At 72.2% G+C, this 15,085-nt stretch carries 14 protein-coding genes; 7 read left to right on the top strand and 7 right to left on the bottom strand.

Translation table 11 applies throughout. The features are described 5' to 3' along the window. The first annotated feature begins 9 nt into the window (after nucleotides 1-9). A complete protein-coding gene (locus tag AC07DO_RS23370) occupies nucleotides 10-516 on the top strand; it encodes a MarR family winged helix-turn-helix transcriptional regulator (protein ID WP_479062238.1) in 507 nt (168 codons plus the stop codon). A gap of 117 nt (nucleotides 517-633) precedes the next feature. Here AC07DO_RS23370 and AC07DO_RS23375 read toward each other — a convergent pair whose 3' ends face one another. Further along, complete coding sequence (locus AC07DO_RS23375) at nucleotides 634-1,479, bottom strand: hypothetical protein (RefSeq protein ID WP_479062240.1); 846 nt, start codon at nucleotides 1,477-1,479, stop codon at nucleotides 634-636. A gap of 356 nt (nucleotides 1,480-1,835) precedes the next feature. Between AC07DO_RS23375 and AC07DO_RS23380 the strand changes: the two genes are divergently transcribed. The 5 genes from AC07DO_RS23380 to AC07DO_RS23400 are packed head-to-tail and all read left to right on the top strand — an operon-like array spanning nucleotide 1,836 to nucleotide 7,475. After that, entirely contained in the window at nucleotides 1,836-4,685 is a 2,850-nt protein-coding gene (locus AC07DO_RS23380) for a nitrate- and nitrite sensing domain-containing protein (RefSeq protein WP_479062241.1), read from the top strand. An 8-nt stretch (nucleotides 4,686-4,693) separates the two neighbouring features. Beyond that, complete coding sequence (locus tag AC07DO_RS23385) at nucleotides 4,694-5,191, top strand: roadblock/LC7 domain-containing protein (RefSeq protein ID WP_479062242.1); 498 nt, start codon at nucleotides 4,694-4,696, stop codon at nucleotides 5,189-5,191. After that, nucleotides 5,188-5,610 carry a DUF742 domain-containing protein gene (locus AC07DO_RS23390; RefSeq protein ID WP_479062244.1) on the top strand — a complete coding sequence of 141 codons (423 nt, stop codon included), beginning with the start codon at nucleotides 5,188-5,190 and terminating at the stop codon, nucleotides 5,608-5,610. Before AC07DO_RS23385 ends, AC07DO_RS23390 begins: the two co-directional genes overlap by 4 nt. Continuing rightward, a complete protein-coding gene (locus AC07DO_RS23395) occupies nucleotides 5,591-6,208 on the top strand; it encodes a GTP-binding protein (RefSeq protein ID WP_479062245.1) in 618 nt (205 codons plus the stop codon). Before AC07DO_RS23390 ends, AC07DO_RS23395 begins: the two co-directional genes overlap by 20 nt. Before the next feature lie 28 nt (nucleotides 6,209-6,236). Beyond that, a complete protein-coding gene (locus tag AC07DO_RS23400; protein ID WP_479062246.1) occupies nucleotides 6,237-7,475 on the top strand; it encodes a styrene monooxygenase/indole monooxygenase family protein in 1,239 nt (412 codons plus the stop codon). Here the strand turns inward: AC07DO_RS23400 and AC07DO_RS23405 are convergent. The 4 genes from AC07DO_RS23405 to AC07DO_RS23420 all read right to left on the bottom strand — a co-directional run bounded on the left by AC07DO_RS23405 (nucleotide 7,445) and on the right by AC07DO_RS23420 (nucleotide 10,964). Next, on the bottom strand, nucleotides 7,445-8,596 hold the full coding sequence (locus AC07DO_RS23405; protein WP_479062247.1) for a C40 family peptidase: 1,152 nt from the start codon (nucleotides 8,594-8,596) through the stop codon (nucleotides 7,445-7,447). The two genes, AC07DO_RS23400 and AC07DO_RS23405, sit on opposite strands and share 31 nt — an antisense overlap. A gap of 287 nt (nucleotides 8,597-8,883) precedes the next feature. Continuing rightward, nucleotides 8,884-9,156 carry a hypothetical protein gene (locus tag AC07DO_RS23410; protein WP_479062248.1) on the bottom strand — a complete coding sequence of 91 codons (273 nt, stop codon included), beginning with the start codon at nucleotides 9,154-9,156 and terminating at the stop codon, nucleotides 8,884-8,886. A 30-nt stretch (nucleotides 9,157-9,186) separates the two neighbouring features. Next, nucleotides 9,187-9,915, bottom strand: a complete 729-nt coding sequence (locus AC07DO_RS23415) for a TetR/AcrR family transcriptional regulator (protein ID WP_479062249.1) — start codon at nucleotides 9,913-9,915, stop codon at nucleotides 9,187-9,189. Nucleotides 9,916-10,025: 110 nt separating this feature from the next. Further along, nucleotides 10,026-10,964, bottom strand: a complete 939-nt coding sequence (locus AC07DO_RS23420; protein WP_479062251.1) for an AurF N-oxygenase family protein — start codon at nucleotides 10,962-10,964, stop codon at nucleotides 10,026-10,028. Nucleotides 10,965-11,089: 125 nt separating this feature from the next. Here AC07DO_RS23420 and AC07DO_RS23425 point away from each other — a divergent pair, with 125 nt between their 5' ends. Further along, nucleotides 11,090-12,196 (top strand): ferritin-like domain-containing protein, encoded by a 1,107-nt coding sequence (locus tag AC07DO_RS23425; protein WP_479062252.1) that lies wholly within the window; start codon nucleotides 11,090-11,092, stop codon nucleotides 12,194-12,196. Between the two features lie 20 nt (nucleotides 12,197-12,216). Here AC07DO_RS23425 and AC07DO_RS23430 read toward each other — a convergent pair whose 3' ends face one another. Further along, a complete protein-coding gene (locus tag AC07DO_RS23430; RefSeq protein WP_479062253.1) occupies nucleotides 12,217-13,677 on the bottom strand; it encodes a peptidoglycan D,D-transpeptidase FtsI family protein in 1,461 nt (486 codons plus the stop codon). A 1-nt stretch (nucleotide 13,678) separates the two neighbouring features. Beyond that, entirely contained in the window at nucleotides 13,679-15,043 is a 1,365-nt protein-coding gene (locus tag AC07DO_RS23435; protein ID WP_479062255.1) for an FtsW/RodA/SpoVE family cell cycle protein, read from the bottom strand. Nucleotides 15,044-15,085: the final 42 nt, after the last annotated feature.

Genomic DNA, 15,085 nt, shown 5'->3' on the forward strand with positions numbered 1-15,085 from the left:
AAGCGGGACATGGGTGCTGCAGAAGAGGGTGTGAAGCCCGGCGCGCAGGACGAGGGCGGGCACGGAGCCCAGGGGGCGCGAGGAGAGGACCGCGAGTTCCTCTCCCTGGAGAGGGAGTTGTCGCTCCTGCTGCGCCGCGCGCGGGCCTCGTCGGGCGAGATGGCGCGGCAGGTCCACCCCGACCTGGAGCCCGCCGCGTACGGGCTGCTCGTCTGCCTGGACGACTCGGGTCCGCAGCGGGCCACCGACCTCGCCGCCTTCATCGGCGTCGGCAAGGCCACGATGAGCCGCCAGCTGCGGGCCCTGGAGGAGCTCGGCCTCGTCGCGCGCGAGCCCGACCCGGCCGACGGCCGCGCCTGGCTCATCCGGCTCACGCCCGACGGCCGCACCCGCTTCCGCACGGTGCGCGCCGCCCGCCGCGCCCGGTACGTGCGGCGGCTCGCGAGCTGGGACCGGGCGGAGGTCGCCGAACTCGCCCGGCTGCTCGGCCGGCTGAACGCGAGCGCGGAGCACTAGGGACGCGCCTCCCTGGCGGACGTCCCTGGAGGACCTCCCTTGCGTACGTCCTTCGCGTACGTTCTTCGCGTACGTCCCTCGCGTACGTTCCCTTCGGCGCGTCCTCGGGTGCGTCCCTCACCACTCCGCGTAGACGACCGCCGCATCGTCGTGGCGCTTCCCGCGGGGAAAGGCCAGGCGGTCCGGGTCGGCGCGCTCCAACTCCCGCACCCGGTCCAGCAGATGCTGCGGCCCCTGCTTGCGCAGCAGCGCGAGGCAGTCGGTCCAGTCGCCCTCGCGGAACGTCTCGACCCACCGCCCTGCCCCGTCGGTGAGCGCCGCCACCGCGGTGACCTCCGCCCGCGGCAGCTCACCGATGACCGCGCGCTCGGCGGCCGAGGGATCGGACGCGGCCGTGAAGAAACCGTCCTCCGCGTTGCGCAGCGCCTCGACCGCCGTTCCGTAGGCGCGGGCCGCGACGTCCCGCTCCGCGGAGCCGCGCGGCAGGGCGCGCACCTGGTCGCGCAGGGCCTGCACGGCGGGCGGCAGTTCGGCGAGGCGCCGGTCGAGGATGGCCGTCACCTCGTGGTCGTGGCCCGCTATGAGGAGCGCCGAGTCGGACAGGACCAGGTGCTCGACGCGCTCCTCGTCCCACCGCACGAGCACCACGGTTGCCTGAGGGGTGCGCGGGTGAGAAAGGTCACAGGTTGAACCATGTGCCTCAGCGGTACGCGTGATGCCGGCCGCCAGGATCTCAGGGAGCGTCATATCCCGGCGTGAAACGGACAGTTCCCCCAGTGCGCCGCCCAGACGCGCCGTGAACCAAGGGACGGAATGCGGACAGCCCACCGACCCCTCGGGCGGGGTCACACCGTCCAGGAGGACGAGCGATCCACCCTGTCCGGACGCGGGAAGCGCGACCGACGCGTAGTCCTCGTTGGGGCGTGCGGGGTCACCGGGCTCGGTGGCGAGTTCGATACGCATCCGGCCAGTCTGCACGAGGCCTTCACGGCGCCACCAGAAGCCGCAGAGGCACCGCGGAGAGGCGCGTACGGGCGGCACGGACGCCGGAATTCGACCGGAATGATCACCTCCGGCAGGGGTGTGGCGGCGCATCCTGCCAAAGCCGGTCGGAGACGTCCAACCGGCGCACCGCGACGGCTCTCCGGCGGCCGCGTCGGGACTTGCCCACCAACTCCCCGCCGATGTTCACTCCTTCGGGTGGCCAGGCAGGCGATGCGCGACCGCCACCAACCGGCACTGGAAAGGTCAGGAGCCGTACCGGGGGAGCGCTCGTGTTGACAGGTCGTCACCCGGGCCAAGGGCAGACGAAAACAAGAATGCGAGCACCGGTGCAGAAGATGCGGCCTCGGCGCAAAGGCAAGCAGACGGCCCCGGAAGGGGCCACGCCGGGCGCGACGACTCCAACCGAGCATGTGCCGGAGCGCACGGCCACGGACGCCTCCGTGCCCGACGCCGCGGCGCCGCCGGTCAACAAGGCGCCCACCGCACGCGTGCGCAATCGGCTGATCGTCGCCGTCGCGGTCGTGGCCGCCGCGATCGCGGGCGCGGGCGCGCCCGCCGTCCTCGCCGCGTCCAGCGACCTGAACGACACGCAGAACCTGGTCACCCTCGCCGAACAGACCCAGCAGGCGGTCTCCCTCGGCCACTCGCTCGCCGACGAGCGGGACGAGGTCACCACCTTCATCGCCGCCGGGCGACCGCAGGACAAGGGCCTCTCCCAGAGCCGCAGCGCCCGCGTGGACCGGCAGATCGACGAGCTCCGCGGCGCCGACGCGCCCGCCGGACTGCGCGGCGACCTCGCCGACATCGCCGCCGTGCGCAGAGCGGCGCTCACCGGCAAGAGCACTGCTCTCGAAGCGCACGAGGCGTACACGAAGGTCATCGCCGAACTGCACGGCCTCACCCGTGACCTGGCCGAGAAGCTGCCCCCCGGGGCGAACCAGGGCGCCCTCGCCCTCGCCGACCTCGACCACGCCGTGGAGCAGGCCGCCGCCGCCCGCGGTCTCCTCCTCGCCGCGCTCGCCCTGCCCCGCCCCACCGACACCTCCGCCGTCGACCCGGTCACCGGCCTGCCGACCACCGTGACCGAGGAGTCACCGGCCGACGCCAAGCGGCGCGACGAGCTCAGCTCCGCCGCCCAGCAGGCCCGGGTCCGTGAACTGGCCGCCCTCGCCGACTTCCGCGACGCGGCGAGCGACCCGGCCCGCGCCACGTACGAATCGACCGTCACCGGCTCCGAGGTCGGCGCCGCGGAGAAGTACCTGGAGCGCCTCACCGACCAGCCCGAGCTCTCCGCGGCCGAGCGGCGCTACGACCGCAAGAAGGTCGACGCCGCGCTCTCCGCCCGCATCGAGACGATGCGCGGCGCCGAGTCCGCGCTCGGCGTCGAGCGCACCAAGCACCTCGCCCAGCTGCGCGACGACGACGTCACGGCGCTGGAGATCCGGATCGCCCTCGTCGGCGTCTGCCTCCTCGTCGCCGTCGGCGTCGCCATGGGCGCGGCCCGCTCGCTGACCCGCCCGCTCGCCGTCCTGCGCCTCGGCTCGGCCCGCCTCGCGACCGAACCCGCGCCCCAGGAGCCGATCCGCTTCACCGGCCGCGACGACGAATTCGCCCAGGTCGTACGCTCCGTGAACGCCCTGCACGGCCACGCGGCCGCCGTCACCGAGCGCCTCGCCACCCTCGAATCGGACCGCAAGCACCTCATCGGGCAGCGGCAGTCCATGGCCGACGAGCGCGCGGCGCTGCGCGAGGAGCTCGCCGAGGCCTCCGCGCACCTGGAGCGGGTGCGCCAGTCCATCCACGGCACCTTCGTCAACCTCGCCCTGCGCACGCTCGGCCTGGTGGAGCGCCAGCTCGCCGTCATCGAGCACCTGGAGGACCGCGAGCAGGACCCGGACCGCCTCGCCACGCTCTTCAAGCTCGACCACCTCGCCACCGTCATGCGGCGGCACAGCGAGAACCTCCTGGTCCTCGCCGGCGCGGAACACGGCCATCAGCACCCCGGCGCCGTCCCGCTCGTCGACGTGGTGCGCGCGGCCGTCTCCGAGATCGAGCGGTACGAACGCGTGCGCATCGCCACGCTGCCGCCGCACACGCACGTGGCGGGCTTCGCCGCGGACGACATCAGCCACCTCACCGCCGAACTCCTGGAGAACGCCACGTCGTTCTCGCCGCCGGACTCCTCCGTCGAGGTCTCCGGCTGGCTCCTGGAGAACGGCGAGGTCATGCTCTCCGTCCAGGACGAGGGCATCGGCGTCACCCAGGACCGGATGCGGGAGCTCAACGCCCGCCTCGCGGACTTCGACCCCGACGACGCGTACGACCAGGAGAGCGGGGACGGCCTCGGGCTCGGCCTGTACGTCGTCGCGCGGCTCGCCGCCCGGCACGGGGCGCGGGTGCGGCTGCGGGACCAGAAGCAGGGCGGGGTCGCGGCGGTCGTGGTGCTGCCCGAGGGCATCCTCGCGGAGGCGCCCTCGCAGGCCGCGGTGGTCACGCCGCCGCGCGGGGGCGAGCCGCTGACCCATCTGCCGGGGTCGGAGGCCGAGGCCAACTCCAACGTGCTTCCGGGGCGGCTGACCGGCGCGCCCGGCGAGGACCCGCTGATCGCGGCGGCCGAGCGGACCCTGGAGACGGCGCTGCCTTCGCCGTCCCCGGAACCGTCGGCGGAGCCGTCCCGGGAACCGTCGGCGGAGCCGTCAGCCGAGCAGCCCGCCGAACCGTCTCCCGAGCAGCCCGCCGAGCCGGCAGCCGAGCAGCCCGCCGAGCCGTCCCCGTCGCCGGAGACGACCATGGAGCTCGCGGTGCCCCCGGCACCGGAGCCCGAGACGGAGCCGGCACCCGAGCCCGAGCCCGCGGAGTCCGAGTCCGCGCCCGACTCCGACCGGCCCACGCCCCCCAAGTGGGAGCGCGTCACCGACAAGGGCCTGCCCAAGCGCACCCCGAAGATCACCGCACCCGCGGCCGCCGCGCCCAAGCCGCGCACCGGTTCCGTGGACGCGGAGGCGCTCCGGCGCCGCCTCGGCGGCTTCCACCAGGGCGCGATCAGCGGCCGACGGGACGTGGAGGCCGAGATCGCCGGGGACGAACTGACGGCCGAGCCGTCGGAGCAGAACGAACGAGCCGCAGACGTAATGGGGGACCCAGTCGAGGAGGCAAGCAGTTGACTGCGCCCATGCGCACGCCCAGTTCTTCCGCCGAACCCGCCACGTACGGCCTGAGCAGGGAAGCACGCAACCTGCACTGGCTCCTGACGAACCTGGTGGAGGAGGTGCCCGGGCTCCTCTCCGTCGCGGTCGTCTCGTCCGACGGGCTGCTCCTGCTCTCCTCCGACCCCGGGCGGAACGCGGAGAGCCCCGCGGAGAAGCCCACCGGGCCCAAGGGGTCCAGCGCCGACCTCGCGACCATCGTGTCCGGGCTCGGCTCCCTCACCATCGGCGCCGCGAAGCTCATGGACGGCGGCGCCGTCAAGCAGACCGTCGTCGCGATGGAGGAGGGCAGCCTCTTCGTCACGGTGATCAGCGACGGCTCGCTGCTCGGCGTGCACGCCACCCCGGACTGCGACATGAGCGTCGTCGCGTACCACATGGCCCTCTTCGTCGGCCGCGCCGGGCACGTCCTCACCCCCGAACTCCGCAGCGAACTGCGCCAGTCGATGGAGAGTGCCCGATGAGCAGCAGCAGCCGCAGCAAGACGCCGAAGCTGCCGCAGCGGGGCGGCGACCGAAAACCCGCCCGCGTCCGCCCCTACTCGCTGACCGGCGGCCGGACCAGGTTCGGACACGTCCTGCTCGTCGAGACGTTCGTGGCGAGCAACGCCGCGATCGAGGCGCCCGACGAGCGCCTCGAACTGCCCAAGGGCACGCTGTCGAAGGTCATGCCGGAGATGCGGGCGATCGTCGAGATCTGCCGCCGCATGCGCACGGTGGCGGAGATCTCCGCGCTCCTCAAGATGCCGCTCGGTGTGGTCCGGGTCCTGCTCAGCGACCTCGCCGACCAGGGAAAGATCCGCGTGTACGGAACGGGCCACGGCCCGGGACAGCCCGACCGCGCACTGCTGGAAAGGGTGCTGAGTGGACTCCGCCGTCTCTGAACTCCTCGAGAACGAGGGTCAGTTGCAGGCCTGGCAGACGGACAGGTCACGCGCCCCGATCGCCACGAAGATAGTGGTGGCGGGTGGTTTCGGCGTCGGCAAGACGACGCTGGTGACCGCCGTCTCCGAGATCACGCCCCTCCAGACGGAGGCGCTGATGACGCAGGCGAGCGCCGACACCGACGATCTGACCGCCACCCCGGAGAAGACGACCACGACGGTCGCCATGGACTTCGGCCGCATCACGCTCGACGACGACCTGGTGCTCTACCTCTTCGGTACGCCGGGCCAGCAGCGGTTCTGGTTCATGTGGGACGACCTGGTGCGCGGCGCGATCGGTGCCGTCGTGCTCGCCGACACCCGCCGCCTGTCCGACTGCTTCCCGGCCCTCGACTACTTCGAGAGCTGCGGCCTGCCGTACATCGTCGCCGTCAACCACTTCGACGGCAGCGAGAAGTTCGAGGTGGCGGACGTGCGCGAGGCCCTGACGGTGCCGCCGCACATACCGGTACTGATCATGGACGCCAGGCAGCGGATCTCGGTCGTCGAGTCGCTCCTCGCCCTGGTCGGCCACGCGCTCGACGCGACCCCCGAGTAAGAGCCCTGAGGAAGTAAGAAGGACCCGCATGCGGAAGATACTTGTCGTCGGAGCCGGCCAGTCCGGGCTCCAGATCGCCCTCGGACTCCAGGCACAGGGGTACGAGGTCACCCTGATGTCCAACCGCACCGCGGACGAGATCCGGTCCGGCCGGGTCATGTCCACGCAGTGCATGTTCCACACGGCGCTCCAGCACGAGCGCGACATCCAGGTGAACTTCTGGGAGTCGCAGGCCCCGCGGATCGAGGGCGTCGGCGTCTCCGTCGCCGGTCCCGACGGCTCACGGGTCATCGACTGGGTCGGCAAGCTCGACGGGTACGCGCAATCCGTCGACCAGCGCGTGAAGATGGCGGGCTGGATGGACACGTTCGCGCAGCGCGGCGGCCAGCTCGTCATCCACGGCGCGGCCGTCGGCGACCTGGACTACTTCTCGCGCACCTACGACCTGGTGCTCGTCTCCGCGGGCAAGGGCGAGCTGGTCTCCATGTTCGAGCGCGACGCGGCCCGCTCGCCGTTCGACGCCCCGCAGCGCGCGCTCGCGGTGGCGTACGTGCACGGCCTCGGCCCGCGCCCGGAGCACCCCGAGTTCGACGCGGTGCGCTGCAACATGGTGCCCGGCGTGGGCGAGCTCTTCGTCATGCCGACACTCACCACGTCCGGCCGCGCGGACATCCTCTTCTGGGAGGGCATCCCCGGCGGCCCGCTCGACGTCTTCCAGGGCGTCAAGGACCCCAGCGAGCACCTGGCGCTCACCCTCGAACTCCTGGAGAAGTTCCTGCCCTGGGAGTACGCGCGCGCCACGAAGGTCGAGCTGACCGACGCGGGCGGCACGCTGGCCGGGCGGTACGCCCCCACCGTGCGCAAGCCGATCGGGCGGCTGCCCAGCGGGGGCCTCGTCCTCGGGGTCGCCGACGTCGTCGTCGCCAACGACCCGATCACCGGCCAGGGCTCCAACTCGGCGTCCAAGTGCGCCGCCTCGTACCTCTCCTCCATCGTCGAGCACGGCGACAAGCCCTTCGACGCCGAGTGGATGCAGTCGGCCTTCGACCGCTACTGGGAGACGGCGCAGCACGTCACCAAGTGGACGAACGCGATGCTGGGCGCCCCGCCGGAGCACGTCCTGAACCTCCTCGGCGCGGCCGGTGAGCTCCAGCCGGTCGCCGACCGGTTCGTCAACGGCTTCAACGACCCGGCCGACTTCGAGAACTTCTTCTTCGACCCGGAGAAGGCGGCCGCCTACCTGGAGTCGGTCGCGTCCGGCGCCTGACTCCTGCCGAACCCGAGGTCGCTGCCCGAGGTGGCGCCCGCGGGCAGCTTCGGCGGCGTGTAGCCGCGCATGGCCCGGCCCCCGGGGTCGGGCCGCACGGCCCCGAGGACCGGGTTCGCCGCGATGGGGGAGACCTTGACGCGGGCGCCGGGGCGCGGTGCCTGGACGACCTTGCCGTTGCCCAGGTACAGCGCCACGTGCGTGGCCTTCGGGAAGTAGACGACCAGGTCCCCCGGGCGGAGCTTGGACAGGGGGATGCGGCGCAGCTCCGCCCACTGCTCCTGGCTGGTCCGCGGGATCTTGCGGCCCGCGTGCGCCCAGGCCCGCTGGGTCAGGCCCGAGCAGTCGAACGCCTTCGGTCCTTCGGCGCCCCACTTGTAGGGCCGGCCGATCTGCCGTACGGCGTAGTCGACGGCCGTGTCGCCCTGCCGTGACGGAGCACGGTGCGCCGGGCTGCCGCCGAGGGCGCCGGACGCCATGAACTTCCTCTGGGCCTCCGCCGTGTCGGACTCCTCCGCCTGCCGCAGCGCGGCCAGCTCCTCGGCGGTCAGCGAGGAGAGCAGCTGCTCGACGTCCCGCAGCTGCCCGTCGGCCCGGTCCCGCTGCTTCTTCTGCCGGGCGGCCAGGGCGCTCTGGGCGACGAGGGCCCGCTTCGCGGCGCCCGCGAGGTCGCCCGCCTTCTTCTCGCCGCTGGTCAGCCGCTGCACGGTGGCGGCGCGGCCCGCGGCCGCCCGCTGGAGCACGTGGCCCTGGTCGAGGGCGCGCTGCGGGTCACGGGCGAGCAGCAGGCGCATGTACGGGGAGAGGTTGCCGGTGCCCTGGTACTGCTGGCGTGCGAAGCGTCCCGCGTCGCTCCGGCTGTCGCGCACGGAGGCGCGCGCCTTCGCCAGCTTCCGGTCCAGGGCGGCGGCTCTGGCCCGCTGCTCCTTCAGCTTCTCCTCGGTGGCGTTGTACGTCTCCGCGGTCTCCTCCGCCGTCCGGTACAGCCGCTGAAGGTCCGTCAGGAGCTGGGAAACGGGGCGTTCTCCCGGGCTCGGGTCCGCGTGGGCGGGGGGAGCGGTTGTGCACAGGGCGCCGAGGGCGGCCCCTGTGCAGACCCACCGCAGCAGTGTGGCTGACACGTCATCACCTCCGGTGCGCGGAGGACCCTCCTGCGCGCAGGGTGAGCTTCCGACCCGTCCGCGGGGTTCGCCTCCCGGCGGGGGCGGTCGGCGCAACCTGGGTCACCCTTGCAGGGGATGTCGGCGTGGTGGGTTGCGTCCCGTTCCTCACGCCTGCGGGCGGGTGGGGGCTGATCGCGCAGTTCCCCGCGCCCCTAAAAGCGCCCCTCCGGGGCGCCCCCGGAGGGGCGCTTCAGGGGTGCGGGGAACTGCGCGGCCGGCCACGACGCACCCGCAGGGACACACCGTCAGCGGGGCCCCGGCTTGGACCACGGCCACTTCAGGCCGGACCCCTTGTCGCCCCCGGCGTCGTACTCGTACTGCCACCGCGCGCCCAGCGAGATCCGGCTGCCGCCCGCCGCGGGGACCCGGCGGTAGACGAGGACCGTCGGGGGGCCGCCCGCGTCGTCCGGGACGGGGACGCGGTAGACCTTCGGCGGGTGTCCGGTCGGCCCGAGCAGGACCGGGAGGACCCGGCCGTCCAGCGGCCCGTCCACGAACGGGGTGTCTTCGCTCTTCACGCCCCCAGTGTCACACCCGCGCCGCCACGGTCAGAGCAGGTGCGCCGCGTCGGCCACCACGGGCAGGACGCGGCGGGCGAGGGCGCCCACGGGGCCCTCCGGCGTCTCCAGGGTCAGCGCCCACCGGACGACCTCCGCGGTCTGCGGGTCCCGTCCCGCCGTCGCCACGAGCACCGCCATGAACTGTTCCACGAGCGTGTCCCGCAGCTCGTCGAGCGGCGGCTGCTTCTCCTCGTCCAGCCAGATCAGGGAGGCCGCCTCGACCGCCGTGATCCACATGCGTACGGTCATCCGCAGCCGGGGCCCCGGCTCCGGCACGTCCAGGTGGCTGAGGATGTGCTCCGCGGCGGCCCTGCGGACGCCGTCCACGATCGCGGAGGTCCGTGACGTCTCCACCACGCTGCCGCCCTGCAGCAGCGCGCTGAACCCCGCGTCGTGCTGGTCGACGAAGGCCAGGTAGCGGTCGAGGGCGCGGGAGAGCCGCCGGGAGAGGGGGCCCTCCGGCGGCTCGGCGAAGCACTGCTCCAGGTCGTCGGCGGCGGACCGCAGCGCGGCCTCGTACAACTGCTGCTTGCCGCCGGGGAAGTAGCGGTACACGAGCGGCCGCGAGACGCCGGCCGCCTCCGCGACGTCGTCGAGGTTGACCTCCTCGGGCGCGCGGTGCGCGAAGAGGGTGAGGGCGGAGTCGAGGAGCTGCCGCCGCCGCGCCTCGACGCTCAGGCGGCGGTACGCGGGCGTGGTGGCGGCGGGCGAGGTCATGCTCCGCAGCGTAACCCGGGGGATGCGCCCCGTCAGAGGCGCGGGACTGTGACATCCGCGGCTCCGCGGCGCGGGCGCGACCGGCCACAGCGCGCCCGCGGCGGAAGAACCTAGGCCAGCAACCCCGAACTCCGCCAGAGCCGTCGGCCGACCCCCCGCATCACACCGATGTCGTCCAGGAAGTCCGTCAGCCGCTTCGCCCCCGTCTGCATGACCTCCCTGCGGTGCCCGCTGGCCCGCACCTGCGCGACGGCCTCCCTGCGGTCCAGGCCCACGTTCGTGTAGACCTCGGGGTTCACGAAGGCGAGGGAGAAGACGCGGGCGGCCTCGCCGCAGCTGAGGCGGGTCAGCCGGCGCTCCCACGCGGGGGCGGTCACCATCTGGCGCCGCAACTCCTCACGCGCGTACCGGACGTGGCGGGCCTCCTCGACGACGTGGATGCGGGTCACCCCGCGCACCAGCGTCTGGACGCGCTCGTCGGGGAACGTCAGCCGCTGCATCCAGTCGAGGATCTCCTCGCCGAGCAGCGTGCAGGCGAACGAGCCGGGGGTGGTGGAGACCGTCTTCAGGATGCGCGCGAGGTTGTGGTTGAGGCGCGTGACGGGGTACGTCGGGGCGCCGCCCTTCTGGATCATCCGGGCGAACATCATGGAGTGCCGGCACTCGTCGGCGATCTCCGTGAGCGCGTACCGCACGTGGGCGCTGGTCACCGACTTGTCGTAGATGTGCCGCACGAGCAGCTGCATGAGGATGATCTCGAACCAGATGCCGAGCGAGGCGAGGGACGCCGCCTCGTGCCGGGCCAGGTCGAACCGCTGCTCCTCGGACATCCGCTTCCACATCGGGGTGCCGTAGAGGGAGACGAGCTCCGGCGGCCAGAACCACTTGCCCTCTTCGAGCGGCGCGTCCCAGTCGAGCTCCTTGTCGGGGTCGAAGGAGTGCTTGGCGGACGACTCCAGGAGTCGCAGGGCCACCTGCTCGCGGTCCTTGAGCAGTCCGAGCGCGTCCCGCAGGCCCTCGAGCGAAACGTCTTCCGTCACGGTCGTCATGACTGTTCCTGCCTTGTCGCGGGTTACCGGCGGTCAACTCTTATGAGACTGCCTGTCAGCAAGGCCGTCAATCCCTTGCGCACGACTTGTTGACCCCTTGTCCAGGAGCGTGTGAGCCTGCCGTCATGGCGACGCACGAGCTTTACACCAGTCCACCGGACGGGCTCAACTGGCGCGTACCGTCCGCCAGTTCGGCCCGCTTCAGCTGGGAGTACGACGAAGGGCGCGACCGCCTCCTCGCTCTCTACCAGAAGGGCAAGGACAAGCAGTGGGACGGCGCCAAGCGCATCGCGTGGGACCTGGAGGTCGACCCGCTCGACCCCCTCGGCACCCCCGACGAGTCGATGACGCTGTACGGCACGCCGCACTGGGCGAAGATGACCGACCGCGACAAGGGCGAGCTGCGCAAGCACTACGCCTCCTGGCAGTTCAGCCAGTTCCTCCACGGCGAGCAGGGCGCGATGGTGTGCGCGGCCCGCATCGTCGAGTCGGTCCCCGACCTGGACGCGAAGTTCTACTCCGCGACCCAGACCATGGACGAGGCACGGCACGCGGAGATCTACAGCCGCTTCCTGCACGACAAGATCGGCATGCTCTATCCGATCAACGACAACCTCCAGGCGCTGCTCGGCGACACGCTCCGCGACTCCCGCTGGGACATGCCCTACCTCGGCATGCAGGTCCTCATCGAGGGCCTCGCGCTCGCCGCGTTCGGCATGATCCGCGACACCACGGACAAGCCGCTGCCCAAGCAGATCCTCGCGTACGTGATGCAGGACGAGGCCCGGCACGTGGCCTTCGGCAGGATGGCGCTGCGCGACTACTACCAGCAGCTCACCGACGCCGAACTGCGCGAGCGCGAGGAGTTCGTCATCGAGGGCTGCTACCTGATGCGCGACCGGCTGCGCGGCGACGAGGTCCTGGAGAACTTCGGCATTCCCAAGGCGCAGGCCCAGGAGTACAGCGAGCAGTCCGAATTCCTCGCGCTCTTCCGCCAGTTGCTCTTCTCCCGCATCGTGCCCTGCGTCAAGGACATCGGCCTGTGGGGCAAGCGCCTCCAGGAGGCCTACGTCGACATGGGCGTCTTCGAGATGGGCAACGCCAACCTCGACCTGCTCATGGCCGAGGACGAGGAGATCGCCGAGAAGCTGGACGCGGAGCGCTTCGCGGCCGAGGAGCACGAGCGGGTGGCCGAGGTGCGGGACGCGATCGCGTCGGGTGAAGCGGGGTAGGGCCCGGAAGGAGACCTCGCTCAGTGGGCGCCGACCGCCGCCTCCATCACCGCCTTCGCGATCGGTGCCGCGCTGCCGCCGCCGCTGATGTCCCCGCGGTCCGCCGCCGCGTCCTCCACGACGACGGCGACCGCGACCGACGGCTCCGGGTCGTCGGCCGCCTGGGCCCAGGAGATGAACCAGGCGTACGGCGTACCGGAGTTGTCGATGCCGTGCTGAGCGGTACCCGTCTTGCCGCCGACCGTCACGCCGGGGATCGCGGCGTTCGTGCCCGTGCCCTCGTCGACGACCTGCGTCATCATCTCGCGCAGCTGTGCCGCCGTGCCCGGATTCATCGCCTGTCGCAGGGTCTTGGTGCCCGTGGCGTCGACCACGTCCCCGTCCTCGGTCGTCGTGCGGTCCACCAGGTGCGGCGCCTTCACCGATCCGCCGTTGGCCACCGCCGCCGAGACCATCGCCATCTGCAGCGGCGTCGCCCGGGTGTCGTACTGCCCGATGGCGGAGAGCCCGAGCTGCGCCCGGTCCATCGACGTGTCGAAGTTGCTGGCCGCGACGGACGAGGGGATCCTCAGTCCGCCGTCGTTGAAGCCGAAGTCGCGGGCCGTGCCGGCCATCGGGGCGAGGCCCGTGTCGACGCCGAGCTTCGCGAAGACCGTGTTGCAGGACCACTGGAAGGCGTAGCGCAGGCTGGCGTTCGTGCAGCCGTCGACCTCGTTGGTCAGCTGGGTGCTGGTGCCGGGCAGCGTGTACGGGTTCGGGGACTTGGTCGGTGCGTCCGGGTCCGTCACCGCGCCCGAGTCGAGCGCCGCCGCGGCCGTCACCACCTTGAACGTCGAACCGGGCGGATAGGTCTGCCGGATCGCCCGGTTCAGCATCGGCTTCGTCGCGCCGCCGTTCAGTTCCGCCCAGGTGTCGGCCACCGCCCGGTCGGTCCCGGAGAGCCTCTCGGGATCGTACGAAGGTGTGCTGACCAGCGCGAGGATCTTCCCGGTCGACGGTTCGAGCGCGGCGACCGCACCCCGCTTGCCGCCCAGGCCCGCGTAGGCCGCCTGCTGCACCGCGGCCTTGATGGTGGTCTCGACCCTGCCGCCGGGGTTCTGCGCGCGCGTGATGTCGTTCCACAGGGGGAGCGGGGCGAGCATCGGATCGGTGCCGGAGAGGATGTCGTCCTCCGCGTCCTCCAGGAAGGTCGTGCCGTACACCTGTGAGGCGAAGCCGGTCACGGGCGCGTACAACGGCCCGTTCCGGTACGTGCGTTCGTAGCGGAGCTGCTCGCCGGTGTCACGGGAGCCGGTCACGGGCCGCCCGTCGACGAGGATGTCGCCGCGCGGCTGCTCGAAGCGGACGATGGCGTTGCGGCGGTTGGCCTCGTTGGCGTCGAGGGAGTCGGCCTGGAAGACCTGGACGCGGGTGGCGTTGACGAGCAGGGCGATGAGCAGCAGCGCGCAGAACGCGGCGGCGTGCCGGATGTACCGTTTCATGTCACGCGGCCTCCGCGGGGACGGGCTGGCCGCGGGCCGAGTCGCTGACCCGGATCAGCAGCGCCACCATGATCCAGTTGGTGACGACGGACGAGCCGCCCTGTGCGAGGAACGGCATCGCCATGCCGGTCAGCGGGATCAGCCCCATGACGCCGCCCGCGATCACGAACACCTGGAGCGCGAGGATCGAGGCGAGCCCGATCGCGAGCAGCCGCCCGAAGGCGTCGCGCAGGGCGAGCCCGGCGCGGAAGCCGCGCTCCACGAGCAGGGCGTAGAGCAGGAAGATCGCGCAGAGCCCCGAGAGGCCGAGCTCCTCGCCCGCCGTCGCCAGGATGAAGTCGGACTTCGCGGCGAAGCCGATCAGGATGGAGTGCCCGAGCCCGAGCCCGGTGCCGAGCATCCCGCCGGCGGCGAACGCGAAGAGCGACTGGGCGAGTTGGTTCGGACCCCGGCCCGCGTCGATGGAGGCGAAGGGGTGCAGCCAGTCCTCCACACGGCTGTGGACGTGCGGCTCCAGCGAGCCGACCGCGAACGCGCCGAGCGCGGCGAGGAGCAGGCCGACCGCGATCCAGCCGATGCGGCCCGTGGCGACGTACAGCAGGATCACGAAGAGCCCGAAGAAGAGCAGCGAGGTGCCGAGGTCGCGCTCCAGGACGAGGACGCCGACGCTGAGCAGCCAGATCGCCACGATGGGGCCGAGCACGCGCCCGGTGGGCAGCTGGAGGCGCTTGAACCGCCACAGGGTGCGGCCGGTGTAGGCGAGGGCGTTGCGGTTGGCCGCGAGGTAGCTGGCGAAGAAGACGGCGAGCAGGATCTTCGCGAACTCGCCGGGCTGGATGGAGAAGCCGCCGATCCTGATCCAGATCCGGGCGCCGTTCACGGCGGGGAAGAAGATCGGCACGATCATCAGGACCAGCGCGGTGACGACGGAGAGGTAGGCGTAGCGCTGCAGCACGCGGTGGTCGCGCAGGAAGAGGACGGCGGCGATGAACAGGCCCACGCCGGCCGTCGACCAGATCAGCTGCGCGGGCGCCGCCTCGTCGTGCGGGGTCTCCAGGTCGAGCCGGTAGATGAGGACCAGGCCCAGGCCGTTGAGGAGCACCGCGATGGGCAGCAGCAGAGGATCGGCGTACGGGGCGCGGAGCCGGACGGCGAGGTGCGCCACGAGCGCGAGCACGCCGAGCCCGGCGCCGTAGCCGGCGGCGCCGGGCGGGACGGTGTTGTTCTTGGCGAGGCCGACGGCGCAGTAGCCGTACACGGAGAGCAGGACGGCCACGACGAGCAGGGTGAGTTCGGTGCCGCGGCGCCGGGGGACACGGACAGCCGGGACCGCTGGGGGTGCGGTGCCCGCGCTGGTTCCGGCCATGCCGGGAACGTAGCAAGCAATCCACCCTGAAGTCCGCTTATG

It is taken from the genome of Streptomyces sp. NPDC045678, from assembly GCF_056432085.1.

Bases quoted from the DNA above. Each gene is read 5' to 3' on its own strand.
- AC07DO_RS23370 (WP_479062238.1), top strand. From the start codon at position 10: ATGGGTGCTGCAGAAGAGGGTGTGAAGCCCGGCGCGCAGGACGAGGGC.
- AC07DO_RS23375 (WP_479062240.1), bottom strand. From the start codon at position 1,479: ATGCGTATCGAACTCGCCACCGAGCCCGGTGACCCCGCACGCCCCAAC.
- AC07DO_RS23380 (WP_479062241.1), top strand. From the start codon at position 1,836: ATGCGAGCACCGGTGCAGAAGATGCGGCCTCGGCGCAAAGGCAAGCAG.
- AC07DO_RS23385 (WP_479062242.1), top strand. From the start codon at position 4,694: ATGCGCACGCCCAGTTCTTCCGCCGAACCCGCCACGTACGGCCTGAGC.
- AC07DO_RS23390 (WP_479062244.1), top strand. From the start codon at position 5,188: ATGAGCAGCAGCAGCCGCAGCAAGACGCCGAAGCTGCCGCAGCGGGGC.
- AC07DO_RS23400 (WP_479062246.1), top strand. From the start codon at position 6,237: ATGCGGAAGATACTTGTCGTCGGAGCCGGCCAGTCCGGGCTCCAGATC.
- AC07DO_RS23415 (WP_479062249.1), bottom strand. From the start codon at position 9,915: ATGACCTCGCCCGCCGCCACCACGCCCGCGTACCGCCGCCTGAGCGTC.
- AC07DO_RS23420 (WP_479062251.1), bottom strand. From the start codon at position 10,964: ATGACGACCGTGACGGAAGACGTTTCGCTCGAGGGCCTGCGGGACGCG.
- AC07DO_RS23425 (WP_479062252.1), top strand. From the start codon at position 11,090: ATGGCGACGCACGAGCTTTACACCAGTCCACCGGACGGGCTCAACTGG.
- AC07DO_RS23430 (WP_479062253.1), bottom strand. From the start codon at position 13,677: ATGAAACGGTACATCCGGCACGCCGCCGCGTTCTGCGCGCTGCTGCTC.
- AC07DO_RS23435 (WP_479062255.1), bottom strand. From the start codon at position 15,043: ATGGCCGGAACCAGCGCGGGCACCGCACCCCCAGCGGTCCCGGCTGTC.